The sequence below is a fragment of the Stutzerimonas sp. genome (genome assembly GCF_982611455.1).
In genome coordinates this window covers 75,387-90,566 of the sequence record NZ_CEXBBO010000003.1, presented here as the reverse complement: position 1 = coordinate 90,566, position 15,180 = coordinate 75,387, and the positions used below count along the sequence as shown (strand labels likewise).

Here is a 15,180-nt window from a genome sequence, read left to right as displayed (position 1 = left end):
GCACCGGCACCGCTTTTTTTGTGGGAGGCGCGCCCCGCGGCGAATGCAGACCCACCGCCAGCTCAAAAGTCAAAAGTTTCGCCCCGACGCGAGCCTCTACAAAAATCAAAGCAAAACGCCAGGTCCCACACCAAACCAAAAAAACCTGACCCAAACGTTCAGGCTGTTCAAACTCTGAACAACATGCTACAAACGACCGCAACCCAAATGATCTAGCCGCTTGAAAACGAAGGGAAAACAATGACCAAGTCGGAGTTGATCGAGCGTATCGTCACCCAACAGGGGCTGCTTTCGTCCAAGGATGTGGAGCTGGCAATCAAAACCATGCTCGAGCAAATGGCCCAGGCACTGGCGACCGGAGACCGCATAGAGATCCGCGGCTTCGGCAGTTTCTCCCTTCACTACCGCGCCCCGCGCGTTGGCCGTAATCCAAAAACCGGGCAATCCGTCCCGCTCGATGGCAAATTCGTTCCGCATTTCAAGCCGGGGAAAGAGTTGCGTGATCGGGTGAATGAGGACGAATAAGAACCGCTGTCGTTTACAGCTTGAATTCAAGGCCAGCTTGAGCCTGGCACCTCCTTTCGTCCGATAAACACGTGATTTGTGTTTGGCTTTGAGTCCCGTCCATGGCAGGATTCCGCCTTTTTTAGGCGCATCCCCTGGAGAGATTCATGCAGGACAAGGACACCCATACAAATTCATACCGGGACGATGAAATCGATCTGGTGGAGCTGTTCAAGGGACTCTGGAAACAGAAGTTAATCATAATAGGGGTAACCATCGCCGTAACTGCATGCGCGGCTGCGTATGCATATTTAGCGAGGCCCGTATATGAAGCCCATGCGACTGTTTTGCCGCCGCTTCTTTCAGACATTACCGCCTATAACGCTGGGCGAAACGTACCGGCCTACAGAACAGATCGAGATGACTCAACCGAGGGACGGCAGAAGACCTTCTCGACTGAGGATGTCTACGCCGTGTTTACACGCAGTCTGAATTCATTGTCGTTGCGTCGCGCTTTCTTCAGAGATGTATATCTCCCATCCTTGCCGCCGGATGACCAATCTGCGGCAGATGACCGCCTTTGGGCGAAGTTCAACGATCTGCTTTCTATCCGGGCGCCAGATAAGCAGCAGCCGGATATGTACGAGGTGAAAGTCGAGCATCACGATCCAGAGCAAGCGGCCGAGTGGGTCAACGACCTTGTCAGCCGGGCTTCGGCTGCGGCGAAGAGCGATATGCAACGCAACGTAATGAGCGAGATAGATACTCGGATCCGTTCAACCGAACGCCGCATTGCTTCCTTACGCAGCACCGCATCTCAACGCCGACAGGATCGTATAGCTGTGCTTCAAGAAGCGCTAGTGGTTGCAAGGGCGGTCGGGATGATCACGCCTCAAGTGACTGCGGGCCATACGTCTTCGAGCAATGAGCTGGCACAGTTTGTCGATGGAACCTTGACCTATATGCGCGGTGCCAGGGCCATCGAAGCGGAACTGGCAGTTTTGGAAGCGCGTAAATCCGATGATCCGTTCATTCCTGAACTACGCAGCCTGCAGGAAGAGTTGTCCTTCCTGAATACCATCGAGATCGACCCCAGCGCCGTCGCCGTGTTCACGCTAGACAGTGCTGCCCAGCAACCGCAAACCCCAATCAAGCCCAAGAAGATGATGATTGTTGCGCTTGGATTGGTACTAGGCGGGATGCTCGGCGTATTTGTCGCATTGATACGACTCATGGTTGGCCGAAACGCGAGCCAGGCGTAAGCAAACTCGGCGCATTTCGTTGCGGTGTTGCTGAGCGGGGAGACGTCGAGTGCTCCTCCCAAGGGTGGAGCGCTTACTCAAGTGCTAGTTAAAGGAATAACCATGAACTATCCACAAATAGAACATCACGGCGCCAAGGACGGCGTAACCGGCTCCTGCCACCAACTGCGTATGAACGCCGCTAACAGTCTGCTGATCGACTGTGGTTTGTTCCAGGGCAACGACGCATCGATCCCAGGTGAGCCGGGCGCGGATCGCCTCAACATCGAGTTCCCGCTGGACACGATAAAAGCGCTGGTCGCGACCCATGTACACATTGATCACGTTGGGCGCATCCCCTATCTTCTCGCGGCAGGCTTCGACGGCCCCATCCTATGCAGCGAGCCATCCGCAAAGCTTCTGCCGATCGTGCTGGAAGATGCCTTCAAACTCAGCTTCAGCCGTGACCAAGCTCAGATCGAGAAATACATCCGGCTCGTCGAGCAGCGGATCATCGCGCTGCCGTATCAGCAATGGTTCACCCTGACGGACACCGACGAACTGGTGGCTCGCATACGCCTGCAGCGTGCCGGGCATATTTTGGGCTCTGCCTACGTTGAAATCGATCTCGCCTATCCAAAAACAGGGCAGAGCAAGCGCGTAGTCTTCTCCGGCGACCTCGGTGCGCCGCACGCGCCATTCCTAATGCCGCCCGAATCACCGGAGCGCGCCGACATTCTGGTGCTGGAAAGCACCTACGGCGACCGCCTCCATGAAGATCGACAAAACCGCCGAAAGCGGCTCGAAGCCGTCATCGAGCAAGCCCTCGAAGACCAGGGCACCGTCCTCATCCCCGCCTTCAGCATTGGCCGCACCCAGGAGTTGCTCTACGAACTCGAAGAGATTATTCAAAACAAGCAAAGAACGGCCACAGACCAGCCCCCTTTCCCCACCGGGGAGAGGGCTACCTCCGATCATCTCCCTCTCCCCTCTGGGGAGAGGGCTGGGGTGAGGGGCAAGGCAGACAACATCAATGCGGAACCAGACCCCGAAACAAACTGGCCCGAACTCCCCATCATCCTCGACTCGCCGTTAGCCAGCCGCTTCACCGAGGCCTACCGAAGCCTCAAACCCTTCTGGAACCAAGAGGCCCGCGACCGTATCCAATCTGGGCGCCGACCGCTGGCCTTCGAACAATTGATCACAATAGACAGCCACGGCGACCACCAGCGCATCGTTAATCACCTGTCCCAGACTGCGCGCCCAGCCATCGTTATAGCCGGTGGCGGCATGTGCAGCGGCGGTCGCATCGTCAATTACCTGAAAGGCATGCTGGGCGATAAAAGACACAACGTCCTGTTCGTTGGTTATCAGGCCAAAGGCACGCCGGGACATGAGATACAAACCTACGGTCCGAGAGGCGGCTATGTGGATCTGGATGGCGAACGTATCGACATCCGCGCTGGCATTACCAGTGTTGGTGGGTATTCGGCGCATGCGGATCAGAAGGGGCTAGTGGAATTTGTGACTGGCATGCAGCGGTGGCCGACTGAGGTACGGGTGGTGCATGGGGAGGAGGGGGCGAAGCGGGCATTAGCTGCCAAGCTTTACAATGAATATAAGCAACACGACATAGGGTCCGTGAACATTTCGACCGGTACAAAAGCCCAGAGTTAACTAACCAGACTTTTTGCGAAGCGGCCCAGTGTTTTACGGTCAAGCACGCCATTTAGGCAAGGACGTATTCTTTCCATGAACATCACAATCGCAGGCACCGGTTACGTCGGGCTCTCCAACGCCGTGCTGCTTGCCCAGCACAACAAGGTCATCGCTCTAGACATCGTTCAATCCAAAGTAGACTTAATCAACGATCACCAGTCGCCTATAGAAGACAGAGAAATCGAACGTTTCCTCGCGGAGAAGCCGCTCAACCTTAGGGCTACGCTCGACAAGGAAGACGCTTACCGCAACGCCGAGTTCGTGATTATTGCCACTCCCACCGACTACGATCCGCAAACCAATTTTTTCAATACTCGCAGCATCGAAGGAGTGATTGAGGACGTACTGGCGATCAACCCGAAAGCGGTCATGGTAATCAAATCCACGGTGCCCGTTGGCTACACCAGAAGCGTGCGTGAGAAGTACAACACTGAGAACATCATGTTCTCACCGGAATTCTTGCGTGAAGGCAAGGCGCTGTACGACAACTTGCACCCTTCGCGGATCGTTGTCGGCGAACGCTCGGCACGAGCAGAAACCTTTGCAGGCTTGCTGCAACAGGGCGCCATCAAGCAAGACGTTCCCACACTGTTTACTGACAGCACGGAAGCCGAAGCGATCAAGCTATTCGCCAACACCTACCTCGCTATGCGCGTTGCCTACTTCAACGAGCTGGACACTTACGCCGAAACCCATGGCCTAGATACTCGACAAATTATCGAAGGCGTCGGGCTCGATCCGCGCATCGGTACACACTACAACAACCCCAGCTTCGGTTACGGTGGTTACTGCCTGCCCAAGGATACTAAGCAGCTGCTGGCTAACTATGCCGATGTGCCCGGCAACCTAATCCGCGCAATCGTGGATGCCAATACCACCCGCAAGGATTTCATTGCAGATTCCATTCTCAAGCGCAATCCTAAGGTGGTCGGTATCTATCGACTGGTGATGAAATCTGGATCCGATAACTATCGAGCTTCCGCTATCCAAGGTGTGATGAAACGTCTTAAGTCCAAGGGTATCGAGGTGGTGGTTTACGAACCTGCGTTGAAGCAGTGCAGTTTCTTTAATTCGCAGGTTATTTGCGATTTGGAAAAATTCAAGCTTATTAGTGACGTGATCGTTGCTAATCGTCGCTCACACGTGCTGCAGGATGTTGTGTCAAAACTCTATACGCGCGATCTATTTGAGATCGACTGACACTCTAGTCTATCGGGCTGTTTTTAATGTCTGTTATTAAATTGGCAAACGCTAAAATTTTCGAATGCTCGCAAGAGCAAACAATGCTTGAAGCTGCGCGTGCCCAAGGTATTGCTCTTGAACATAGTTGCCGAACAGGCCGCTGCGGCATATGCAAGGCACAGGTGCTCGATGGCGTTACCATGCCCCTCAGAGAAGAGGAGTCGCTCACGTCAGCTGAACGCTCCGCAGGCGTTATTCTTACTTGTTGTCGCACTGCAGTAACAGACGTCAAGCTCGACCTAGAGGACCTCGGAGAGCTCAGTGGCATCGAAACCAAAACACTCCCCTGCCGTATTCAGGCCTTAAGTATGTTATCGGGCGATGTCATCGAGGTCATACTCAGGACGCCTCCAACTAGTCCTTTATATTACCTGCCAGGCCAATATATCGACGTGATTGGCAAAAATGGCCTTCGGCGCAGTTACTCAATCGCTAACGCCCCGCGAGGTGATGGGAAAATTAAGTTGCAGGTTCGCAAGGTTCCCCATGGTGAGATGAGCCGTTATTGGTTCGAGGAAGCCAAGGAAAACGATCTGCTTAGGTTCGAAGGTCCGCTTGGTACCTTCTGCCTGCGTCAGGCGCAAGCCTCACAACTTGTTTTGCTGGCTACCGGAACGGGAATCGCGCCGATCAGCGCAATACTAGAGCAGCTCGCCACAAATTCGGCTATGAATACCTACCATCAAATACATCTCTACTGGGGCGGCAGAACTGGGAAAGACCTTTACCAGCCCTTAGATTACCCTGAACTAAAAATGCGATATGTCCCTGTTCTCTCCCGCTCACCGAATAGCGGGGGCAGACAAGGCTACGTACAGGATGCGGTTATCTCCGATGGCATCGACCTGCAGGATTCCATCGTCTACGCCTGTGGCTCCGAGCCAATGATTGAAACTGCCCGTAGCAAACTTGTTGCAGCAGGCCTTGATCCGAAAAAATTCCATTCCGACGCTTTTGTGAGCTCGAATTGATATGAACCTTGGAGACAATATGAAGGCAGTTATTCTCGCTGGTGGTTTAGGCACTCGACTGAGCGAAGAAACCAGCACACGCCCCAAGCCAATGGTTGAAATCGGCGGGAAGCCGATCCTGTGGCACATCATGAAAATGTATGCCTCTCATGGCATCAACGACTTCGTGATTTGCTGTGGTTACAAGGGTTACGTCATCAAGGAATACTTCGCCAACTACTTCCTGCATATGTCCGACGTGACCTTCAACATGCGCGACAACACCATGGAAGTGCATGATAAACGCGCCGAGTCCTGGAATGTAACACTGGTTGATACAGGTGAAGATTCGATGACGGGCGGCCGCTTACGACGCGTAGCTGATTATGTAAAGCACGAAAAAGCCTTTTGTTTTACCTACGGCGACGGCGTCGGCGATATTGATATTACTGCCTCGCTGGCTTTCCATAAGCGACATGGCAAGGCCGCCACGCTCACTGCCACCTATCCTCCGGGCCGTTTTGGGGCTCTGGATATCCGCCAGGGTCAGGTACTCAACTTCAAGGAAAAACCCAAAGGCGACGGGGCCATGATCAATGGTGGCTTTTTTGTGCTGACGCCCAAGGTGCTCGACTATCTGGCCGCCGATAGTACCGTCTGGGAGCAAGAGCCCCTGATGCAACTTGCCGAGGAAGGGCAATTGATGGCTTATGAGCATCATGGCTTCTGGCAGCCTATGGACACCCTGCGCGACAAGATTCATCTGGAAGAGCTGTGGCAAAGCGGTAACGCACCTTGGAAAACGTGGGCATAAGCATGAAAGCCACCGTCACCCCAGCCTTTTGGAAAGGCAAAAAAGTTTTCCTCACCGGGCATACTGGCTTCAAAGGCAGTTGGCTATCGCTCTGGCTGCAGAGCATGGGTGCCGAAGTCAAAGGTTTCGCGCTGTCGCCTCCCACCACGCCAGCTCTCTTTGATGTAGCTAGGGCGGGTCAAGGCATGCAGTCCGAGATTGGCGACGTTCGCGATCTCCAAGCTGTTATCCGAAGTATCAGTGACTTCAACCCGGACGTACTCATCCACATGGCCGCACAGCCATTGGTGCGTCTCTCTTATCGCGAGCCGGTAGCAACCTATGCCACCAACGTGATGGGTAGCTTGCATGTGTTGGAAGCCGCGCGCCGATGCCCGGACCTGCGTGCCATCGTCAACGTCACTACTGACAAGTGTTACGAAAACCGCGAATGGGAGTGGGGCTATCGCGAAGACGAGCCTATGGGCGGACATGATCCGTACAGCAACAGCAAAGGTTGTGTTGAGTTGCTGACATCCGCCTACCGCAACTCATTTTTCAATACTCAGCAAGGGCCAGCGTTGGCGTCTGCTCGCGCCGGCAATGTCATCGGTGGTGGTGATTGGGCCGAAGACCGCCTGATCCCTGATATTCTTCGCGCCTTTCAACAAGGCCAGCCGGTTATCATTCGCAATCCGCAGGCGACGCGGCCTTGGCAGCATGTGCTGGAGCCCTTGGGTGGGTATTTGCTGTTAGCCGAATATTTATACAACCACGGCCAAGCCTTCGCCGAAGGCTGGAACTTCGGGCCCAAGGATGAAGATGCCCGGCCGGTCGACTGGATCCTTAATCATATGACTGAAAATTGGGGGCAAGATGCCAGTTGGCAGCTGGATGAAAACCCGCAGCCACACGAAGCCAATTTTTTGAAGCTGGACATCTCCAAGGCGCGCAGCCGACTGCACTGGTCGCCTACATGGGATCTGGAAACCACTCTGGCCCGTATCGTCAACTGGCACCGCGCCTGGTTGTGTGGCGAAGACATGCGAAGGTGTTGCCTGGAAGAAATCAACGCATATATGGCAACCACGCCCACAAGCGGCAAATAAACTAATTTGTAAGCAGGACACGCAATGACCCCCGATATGCTCCGTCAGGAAATCAGCAAGCTCGTCGAGCAGTACGCCAACATCGCCCTCGCGCCCAAACCCTTTATTCCTGGCGAAAGCGTCATTCCGCCGTCAGGAAAAGTCATAGGCGCTCGCGAATTGCAGTTGATGGTCGAAGCCTCACTGGATGGCTGGCTCACTACCGGCCGTTTCAATGCTGCGTTCGAGAAGAAGCTTGCGGAATTTCTTGGCGTCAAATACCTGCTTTCGGTCAACTCCGGCTCCTCGGCCAATCTAGTGGCATTTAGCACCCTGACTTCGCCAAAACTGGGCGAGCGTGCAATCAAAAAAGGCGATGAAGTGATCGGCGTAGCTGCTGGCTTTCCGACCACAGTCAATCCCATTGTCCAGTTCGGTGCGATTCCAGTATTCGTCGATGTCGACATGGCCACCCACAATATCGACGCTGATCTGATCGAGGCGGCCATAACTCCCAAGACCAAAGCCATCATGCTCGCCCATACCTTGGGCAACCCTTTTAACCTGGGAAAGGTGAAAGCGCTGTGCGAGAAGTACAACCTGTGGCTCGTGGAAGACTGCTGCGATGCCTTGGGTGCAACCTATGACGGCAAGCTGGTCGGTACTTTCGGCGATATCGCCACCCTAAGTTTTTATCCGGCTCACCACATCACGATGGGCGAGGGTGGGGCTGTGTTTACCAATAACGCCCAGCTCAAACTAATTGCCGAATCCTTCCGTGACTGGGGCAGGGACTGTTACTGCGCGCCCGGTTGCGACAACACATGCGGCGACCGTTTTGGTCAACAATTCGGTAGCCTGCCGCACGGCTATGACCATAAGTACGTCTACGCGCATTTGGGCTACAACCTCAAAATCAGTGATATGCAAGCCGCTTGTGGCCTTGCCCAGCTGGAGCGCGCACAAGACTTCATTGATACCCGTAAGCGCAACTTCAAGCTGCTCAAGGAACGGCTGTCCGGTCTGAACGAATTCCTCGAAATTGCCAAGGCGACGCCCAATAGCGATCCGTCCTGGTTTGGCTTTCCTGTGACGCTTAAGGAAAGCGCTGGGGTGAAGCGTGTAGATCTATTGAAATTCCTTGACCAAAACAATATCGGCACACGTCTATTGTTCGCCGGCAACCTTACTCGCCAGCCTTACTTTCAGAATGTGCAATATCGAGTAGTAGGAGAGTTGACCAATACTGACCGCACTATGAATCAGACCTTTTGGCTGGGTGTTCAGCCCTCGCTGGGACAGGAGCATTTCGAATTTGTAGCTGAGAAACTAGAAGAGTTTTTTGGACTGAATTTCTGATGAAGCGCATCAACCGAAAGATCATGTTGTGCTGTACAGAAGTACTCAGTTTTTTACTTACAGTTAAATTTTTATGCAAATAACAAAGCTCCCTATAAGCGGCTGCCATCTAATCAAGCCTCGTGTTTTTAAGGATGTCCGTGGTGGCTTCGTGAAGTCGCTTGTGGTTTCGCAATTTAACGATCACGGGTTGCGTAGCGATTTTGTAGAGCAATATCACTCAACATCCAAGGAGGGCGTAGTCCGCGGCATGCATTTTCAAACGCCACCACATGATCATGCCAAATTTGTTTATTGTGCTGCCGGTAGCGTAACTGATGTACTGCTAGACCTGCGCAAAAGTTCCGCCACCTTCGGTCAAGTCTTCTCCCTGAAGTTGACGGCGAATTCTGGACATGCTTTGTATATTGCTGCAGGCATCGCTCATGGTTTCGTCTCGCTCGAAGAGCCCGCACTAATGATATATAACGTCACGTCCGAATATGCACCTGAGAACGACAGCGGCATACGTTGGGATAGCTTCGGTTTCGACTGGGGAGTAATAGATCCTATAATGTCCAACCGCGACCGCGACTTTCCAGCTCTTACTGACTTTATTAGTCCATTTTGACAAGCGGATAATTTATGAATCAAAGAGCTCTCATTACCGGCGCTACTGGTTATATTGGCAGCAAACTTTGCCAGCGGCTACTGGATGACGGCTGGCAAGTAGATGTGCTGCTTCGTGAGTCTAGTCGATCGCTACCCCAAAATATTTCTAACAGGGTCACTTCACATTGCTACGATGGCAGCATCCAGAGCATGCACGCTACAGTCGCTGCTGCCAGCCCCAACGTAATATTTCACCTGGCATCGTTGTTTATCGCCGAACACCGTAGCGAGCAGGTTACGGACCTCATAAACAGTAATTTGTTATTCAGCACTCAGTTGACTGAAGCGTGCGCTCGTGCGGGTATTAAGTATTTCATTAACACTGGCACCTCGTGGCAGCACTATCGTAGTGAAGCCTACGATCCGGTCTGCCTGTATGCCGCCACCAAACAAGCTTTTGAGGACATCTTAGATTTTTACACAGATGCCTTTCCTATGCGCGCTATCACGCTCAAGCTTTTCGACACCTATGGCCCGGACGACCCGCGTCCAAAACTGATCAATCTGCTAGTGAAAACAACAAACACTGGAGAAGCGCTTAGCATATCTCCTGGCGAACAAGTTCTCGACCTGGTGCATATTGATGATGTAACGAGAGCGTTTGCACTCTGCGCCCAAAACTTAATGACTGGTGTTATATCCCAGCAGCACGAGCGATATGCAGTTTCATCCGGCATATCTATTTCTGTGCGCGCACTGGTGGAGTTATTAGGAAAAATCAGCAATAAGTCCATCAATGTAACCTTTGGTGCAAGGTCATACCGTGAACGCGAAGTGATGTCCCCCATTAGGGCGGAGCAGCATCCACCAGGGTGGCACGCACAAATTGACATCTATGACGGCCTTGCTTCGATTCTGCATCATAAGAACTGCTCAGAATAATAAAAATACAAAAAGTTTTTGGAGACTCATCTGAGCAATAAGGGATGCTGTAGTTAATTAATTAGTGGTCTAAAAAATGAAAATTTTCGTAAGCGGCAGCATCTCGGGCAGTTATAGAGCTCAAAACATTTTAAAAGCTATTGGCGACTCGGGAATGAGCTATTGCTACAATCCAGAAAGCTATTTTACGCCTAAAGTCAACAATAAAATTTTAGGTAAAATAGTGGCATTCTTCTTTGTGACGTTAACATTTCCTATAAGGTTGATTCAGATAATTCTGTCGTCTCGCGTTATTGTTTTGCCAATGAATGCATCAGATATCTCTATCATCGATGTTCTAATTGGAAAGCTTTTTTGGAAAAATATAATAGTTGATTATTATATTGGTCAATATGACGCCATTGTTAATGACCGAAAGCTGGCAAAGCAAAACTCACTGCGCGCCAGGCATGCGTTGCTCAAAGATCAATTTTTTTTGCGTACAGCAAATTCAGTTATTTTTCTGAATAACTCCGAGGCTGACTATTATCAAAAGATAGCGCGAGTGACCCTCGATAAGAAAAAAATTCGAATCATTCCTTTGTGCATTGATTATAAAAAAGAACTTATTTCTGTTGAGCGAAAGGATAACGAGTTTTTTAATGTCTGCTGGTGGGGCACATATATTCCCCTGCACGGGCTGGAAAATATAATAGAATCTTTTGCTCTACTAAAAAATAACAATATCAAACTTAACTTGTTTGGTGACTCTGATCAAAAGGCTTCGCCTTATATCGATTTGATCCAGCGTCTCGATTTGGGAGATAGGGTTGTAGTCAACAATAGTTACAGTTTCTCAAATGGGAAGCTTGCGCCATATCTGGGCAAAAACTGTGATTTGGCATTAGGAAGCTTTGGAACCAGCGAAAAAGCAAAGACGGTAATTGTTAATAAACTTGTAGACGCGCTTTCCCTGGGGCTCCCTTGCCTAACAATGAAAACGCTTGCGATCAATGAGCTATTCGAAAGTGACGAAGGTTTGATCTTTGCAGAGCCTACTCCTGAAGATATTGCTTGCCAGTTAGAGAAATACGCATATGAAAGAGGGGCACTTAAATTAATAGGTGAGTCTGGGAAATCAAAGTATCTGGAACTTTTTTCTCCAGACACATTCAAGGTTAAGCTCCTTAAGCTCTTGAAAGAGTAACAAAAAAATGGTTGCTAAAAATCTAAGTATGAGCAGCCTTTATTCAGCGATAGCGCGGAGTATGCTGGGCCGCTACCTTGTCTATGCGGTAAATCTGCTCTCCATGATGCTGCTTGCCCGGATCTTCACGCCCCAAGAGTTTGGTACCGTAGCGGCGATCATGGTTTTCTTCACCTTTTTCCAGCTTATGGCGGAGGCCGGGCTGGGACCGGCGATCATCAATCTTGATCGCCTGGTGCCGGAAGATCGAGATGGTCTATTTGGCTTGACCATTACTATGGGTCTGTTGCTTGCCGTACTCTTTGCCGCTGCGTCGCCGGTCTTCCTTCTTTTCTATCAGCTGCCGCGAGTCGATGAGGTCGTTCCATATATCGCAGTGAGCCTGCTGTTCTTCGCAGCAAGCATTGTACCTAACGCTCTCTTGCTCCGTGATCAGGCTTTTTTCCGCATTGCAAATGCGGGGCTTTCCGCGGAGCTTGTCAGTACAGCAGCCGTCATCGCCTTGTCATTCCTGATCGATCCTTTGCACGCGCTTGCTGCTAAAGGGCCTTTTAGCGCAGCAACACTCTTTTTCGTCACCTGGTATTTTTCAAAAAATTCTGAGCTCGGTCGTCCGCGACCGGGCAAGCATTTCGCAGCCATTAAACCGTTGCTTGGATTTTCCAGCTACCAGTTCGGCTTCAACTTTATCAACTACTTCTCGCGCAACTTAGACAAAATTTTAGTCGGCAAGTATATGGGCGCGGGCATGCTGGGGGCCTACGACAAAGCCTACCAGCTCATGAAGTACCCTTTGATGCTACTGACCTTTGCCATGACTCCTGCCATTCAACCTGTCATTCGGCAGCATGCAAATGATAAAAAAAGAATAGAAGAAGTGCATCGTGACTTTAGTTTCAAACTATCAGTAATCGGCGCAGCAGCAGGTCTGGCAATGTACGTTTTGGCTGACTGGGTCGTGTTGATTGCACTCGGTAGACAATGGATTGATGTAATTCCAATAATACGTATCCTTGCCATTGCTATCCCTGTTCAAGTAGTGCTTTCAACGAGTGGCAGTTTTTTTCAAGCTATGAGCAGGGCTGACCTTTTGTTCTTAAGCGGTGCTTTATCTGCCGTCGTCGTGGTGGTCTCTATTGTGGGCGGTATAATAACTCGAGATGTTGAGTTTCTTTGCTGGGCTTTGGTTGTTGCTTTCCATATCAATGTTTTTCAGACCTACTATATTATGTATTCAAGAATCTTCAAGGTTTCACCTTTGGGGTATTTTATAAACTTATTTCCGGCTTTCATCTCAGCCGCCGCTATGGTTTTGCTTGCAATCTTCGACCTATAGCATTGACCTATAAATAATAGTTGAGAGCAATAATGAGTTTGGGATTGACAGTAAGCGTTGTTATTACAACATGTAATCGTTTGGGTGACTTAAGGAGGGCCCTTTTAAGTTTGGTGGCGCAAGAGGTGCTTCCTGATGAGGTCGTTGTTGTTGATGATAAATCAGACGACCATATTGATGGATCTATCTTTGATATTTTTCCTACAAGTGTACGTTGTACACTACTTGTTAACGATGATAGGCGCGGCGCTAACTACTGTCGCAATTTCGGCATATCTAAAGTAACCTCCGAATTAGTATTGTTTCTCGATGATGATGACCAGTTCGAACGGGGTAAGATTAGAGTAATACGGGACGAATACCTGAAGGACAAATTTGATGTCGTCTATCACCCGGCGATAATTATTTATATGGACTATGGTATTTCTTATCAGTCTTTTCCCGCGGAGAATATCGACTTTTTATCTTTGCTATGTAGCAACTGTGTAGGCGCTACCTCAATGGTCGGCGTTAGGTTAGAGTTTTTGCAAAATAATAAATTGTTTGATGAGCGTTTGCCCGCGCTGCAAGATTGGGATGCTTGGCTTTCTCTGGCGGAGAGAAGTGGGGCCTTTAAATATATTGGCGTCCCGTTGACTCGGTATTACGTCAAGATATCTGAGGGAAGCATATCTAAATCTATCGACAAACAAAAAGCCGCGATTGATCTAATTGATAAAAAATATTCGCGCTGGATTACAAGCCTAACAAGTAGTCAGTTAAAGGCCCGAAACGGGAATATTAATTCTTTATTTTTTCTAAAAAGCTTGCTTAGTGGGGATCGATCGTCGGCGTTCAGGTATGCTTTGAAAGGGATTGTTATTAACCGGAGTTTCAGGTCGATATTTGAGTTGCTTTCTGCCGTGTTTGGCTTAAGGTTTTCGGTCTGGTGCAGGTCGTATTTACAAAGGTGAGAAATGCTTACTAATCCAGCATTGGTTTTTTGTTATATATGGTGTGCCGTATTATTGCTTTATGTTCAGGGTTGGAGTGATCTACTAACCCCGTTGTTGCCTGAGACTGTTTATTTGATAGTTGCTTCCTCTGGCTTTTTTTTAATGGGATACTTCTTCCTGGCTCTTCGCCCAGGGCTGCGCTTTAGTTTTGCTACGAGCGTTGATAGACATGCGTATCTAGGGATGCTATCAGAAAGAAAATTCAAAACTAGGTTCCTGATTCTCTTGATTTTTTGGCTCTGCGGTTCTGTATTTGAGGTTATATATCATAAAAACTTGCCTTTGTTTTCGGCTTTTGGGTTCGGTGTCCCTATTCGGTACACTGAGTTTGGTCTTCCCGTATTTCATGGCTTTTTGAATGCTGCGTATTTTCTAATAGCTTTTATTTGTTTTATTAAAGCTTTTCTTGAAAAGAGCAAAACTAGTTTATTTATGTTGTTGTTTCTTTTTGTATGGCCTGCTTTGATTCTTTCTCGGATGATGATGGTCGCACTGGTTTTGCAATTATCGTTCACGTATTTAATTTTAGCTCGCCCTCCGTGGTGGCGGTTAACCAAGTTTTTCTTGATCGGAATGCTCTCTCTTTTTATTTTTGGTATTTTGGGCGATCTGCGTTCTGGTCGGGATATGATTATACGGCTTGCTCAACTAAATTTCGCGTATCCGGATTGGGCTCCTAGCTTTCCTGTTTGGGTTTACGTTTATCTAGTTAGTCCTATAAATAATGTAAATTATAACATTATTGAAGCTGACGCTGTGGCTGTTCCATTCTTTACATTGAGTCAGCTGTTGCCATCCCCTTTAAGGAATTACTTATCTGCACAGCTTGTTGGTGCTTTAGAGTTTGATTTAGTTAGTAGTGCGTTAAATGTTAATACTATATTTTATCCGTTGCTCGCGGACTTTGGTTATATTTTTGCCCCCTTTGTATTCTTTATAGTTGGCTGTGGTGCTGCAATAGTAATCGCTAGGTCAAGGTCTTCTCCAGCGTTTCTGGTTGCATGGGTCGTTCTATTGTATGCAGTGGTTGAGTCGGTATTTTCTAACCACATGCTACATTTGGTCTTTATCTTTGAATTTATTTTTGCGTTATTTGTATTTCGTAGAAGAGCAATCTGCGTGATGCCGCGTAAGGTAGATGCCATGCTGTGATACCGGCTGGAGTGTTAGATAAAAATATTTGTAGTATAGCGACTGGTCAGGATTTATCGTCGAATGTTGGCTGGTACGAATT

The 15,180-nt window shown here is 49.6% G+C and carries 14 protein-coding genes; all 14 read left to right on the top strand.

Annotated features, from left to right (window positions below):
- The first annotated feature begins 240 nt into the window (after positions 1 to 240).
- Complete coding sequence (gene ihfB, locus AC2LD7_RS02785) at positions 241 to 525, top strand: integration host factor subunit beta (RefSeq protein WP_019340642.1); 285 nt, start codon at positions 241 to 243, stop codon at positions 523 to 525.
- Positions 526 to 671: 146 nt separating this feature from the next.
- Complete coding sequence (locus AC2LD7_RS02780) at positions 672 to 1,766, top strand: LPS O-antigen chain length determinant protein WzzB (RefSeq protein WP_484596334.1); 1,095 nt, start codon at positions 672 to 674, stop codon at positions 1,764 to 1,766.
- Positions 1,767 to 1,868: 102 nt separating this feature from the next.
- On the top strand, positions 1,869 to 3,422 hold the full coding sequence (locus tag AC2LD7_RS02775; protein WP_484596333.1) for an MBL fold metallo-hydrolase RNA specificity domain-containing protein: 1,554 nt from the start codon (positions 1,869 to 1,871) through the stop codon (positions 3,420 to 3,422).
- A 75-nt stretch (positions 3,423 to 3,497) separates the two neighbouring features.
- Complete coding sequence (locus AC2LD7_RS02770; RefSeq protein ID WP_484596332.1) at positions 3,498 to 4,664, top strand: nucleotide sugar dehydrogenase; 1,167 nt, start codon at positions 3,498 to 3,500, stop codon at positions 4,662 to 4,664.
- Positions 4,665 to 4,690: 26 nt separating this feature from the next.
- Complete coding sequence (locus AC2LD7_RS02765) at positions 4,691 to 5,677, top strand: FAD-binding oxidoreductase (RefSeq protein ID WP_484596331.1); 987 nt, start codon at positions 4,691 to 4,693, stop codon at positions 5,675 to 5,677.
- Between the two features lie 19 nt (positions 5,678 to 5,696).
- Entirely contained in the window at positions 5,697 to 6,470 is a 774-nt protein-coding gene (rfbF, locus tag AC2LD7_RS02760; RefSeq protein ID WP_484596330.1) for a glucose-1-phosphate cytidylyltransferase, read from the top strand.
- Between the two features lie 2 nt (positions 6,471 to 6,472).
- Complete coding sequence (rfbG, locus tag AC2LD7_RS02755; RefSeq protein WP_484596329.1) at positions 6,473 to 7,558, top strand: CDP-glucose 4,6-dehydratase; 1,086 nt, start codon at positions 6,473 to 6,475, stop codon at positions 7,556 to 7,558.
- A gap of 24 nt (positions 7,559 to 7,582) precedes the next feature.
- A complete protein-coding gene (rfbH, locus tag AC2LD7_RS02750; RefSeq protein WP_484596328.1) occupies positions 7,583 to 8,896 on the top strand; it encodes a lipopolysaccharide biosynthesis protein RfbH in 1,314 nt (437 codons plus the stop codon).
- A 73-nt stretch (positions 8,897 to 8,969) separates the two neighbouring features.
- Positions 8,970 to 9,506: a dTDP-4-dehydrorhamnose 3,5-epimerase gene (gene rfbC / locus AC2LD7_RS02745; protein ID WP_484596327.1), complete on the top strand. Its 537-nt coding sequence runs from the start codon at positions 8,970 to 8,972 to the stop codon at positions 9,504 to 9,506.
- A gap of 14 nt (positions 9,507 to 9,520) precedes the next feature.
- On the top strand, positions 9,521 to 10,429 hold the full coding sequence (locus tag AC2LD7_RS02740) for an NAD-dependent epimerase/dehydratase family protein (RefSeq protein WP_484596326.1): 909 nt from the start codon (positions 9,521 to 9,523) through the stop codon (positions 10,427 to 10,429).
- 76 nt (positions 10,430 to 10,505) lie between these two features.
- The gene (locus tag AC2LD7_RS02735) at positions 10,506 to 11,615 is read left to right on the top strand and encodes a glycosyltransferase (protein ID WP_484596325.1); all 1,110 of its coding nucleotides are present in this window, start codon (positions 10,506 to 10,508) and stop codon (positions 11,613 to 11,615) included.
- A gap of 7 nt (positions 11,616 to 11,622) precedes the next feature.
- Positions 11,623 to 12,951 carry an oligosaccharide flippase family protein gene (locus AC2LD7_RS02730; RefSeq protein ID WP_484596324.1) on the top strand — a complete coding sequence of 443 codons (1,329 nt, stop codon included), beginning with the start codon at positions 11,623 to 11,625 and terminating at the stop codon, positions 12,949 to 12,951.
- Between the two features lie 32 nt (positions 12,952 to 12,983).
- Positions 12,984 to 13,904: a glycosyltransferase family 2 protein gene (locus AC2LD7_RS02725; protein ID WP_484596323.1), complete on the top strand. Its 921-nt coding sequence runs from the start codon at positions 12,984 to 12,986 to the stop codon at positions 13,902 to 13,904.
- A gap of 3 nt (positions 13,905 to 13,907) precedes the next feature.
- The gene (locus AC2LD7_RS02720; RefSeq protein ID WP_484596322.1) at positions 13,908 to 15,098 is read left to right on the top strand and encodes an O-antigen polymerase; all 1,191 of its coding nucleotides are present in this window, start codon (positions 13,908 to 13,910) and stop codon (positions 15,096 to 15,098) included.
- The last annotated feature ends 82 nt before the right edge of the window (positions 15,099 to 15,180 follow it).

Bases quoted from the DNA above. Each gene is read 5' to 3' on its own strand.
- ihfB (WP_019340642.1), top strand. From the start codon at position 241: ATGACCAAGTCGGAGTTGATCGAGCGTATCGTCACCCAACAGGGGCTG.
- AC2LD7_RS02780 (WP_484596334.1), top strand. From the start codon at position 672: ATGCAGGACAAGGACACCCATACAAATTCATACCGGGACGATGAAATC.
- AC2LD7_RS02775 (WP_484596333.1), top strand. From the start codon at position 1,869: ATGAACTATCCACAAATAGAACATCACGGCGCCAAGGACGGCGTAACC.
- AC2LD7_RS02770 (WP_484596332.1), top strand. From the start codon at position 3,498: ATGAACATCACAATCGCAGGCACCGGTTACGTCGGGCTCTCCAACGCC.
- AC2LD7_RS02765 (WP_484596331.1), top strand. From the start codon at position 4,691: ATGTCTGTTATTAAATTGGCAAACGCTAAAATTTTCGAATGCTCGCAA.
- rfbF (WP_484596330.1), top strand. From the start codon at position 5,697: ATGAAGGCAGTTATTCTCGCTGGTGGTTTAGGCACTCGACTGAGCGAA.
- rfbG (WP_484596329.1), top strand. From the start codon at position 6,473: ATGAAAGCCACCGTCACCCCAGCCTTTTGGAAAGGCAAAAAAGTTTTC.
- rfbH (WP_484596328.1), top strand. From the start codon at position 7,583: ATGACCCCCGATATGCTCCGTCAGGAAATCAGCAAGCTCGTCGAGCAG.
- rfbC (WP_484596327.1), top strand. From the start codon at position 8,970: ATGCAAATAACAAAGCTCCCTATAAGCGGCTGCCATCTAATCAAGCCT.
- AC2LD7_RS02740 (WP_484596326.1), top strand. From the start codon at position 9,521: ATGAATCAAAGAGCTCTCATTACCGGCGCTACTGGTTATATTGGCAGC.
- AC2LD7_RS02735 (WP_484596325.1), top strand. From the start codon at position 10,506: ATGAAAATTTTCGTAAGCGGCAGCATCTCGGGCAGTTATAGAGCTCAA.
- AC2LD7_RS02730 (WP_484596324.1), top strand. From the start codon at position 11,623: ATGGTTGCTAAAAATCTAAGTATGAGCAGCCTTTATTCAGCGATAGCG.
- AC2LD7_RS02725 (WP_484596323.1), top strand. From the start codon at position 12,984: ATGAGTTTGGGATTGACAGTAAGCGTTGTTATTACAACATGTAATCGT.
- AC2LD7_RS02720 (WP_484596322.1), top strand. From the start codon at position 13,908: ATGCTTACTAATCCAGCATTGGTTTTTTGTTATATATGGTGTGCCGTA.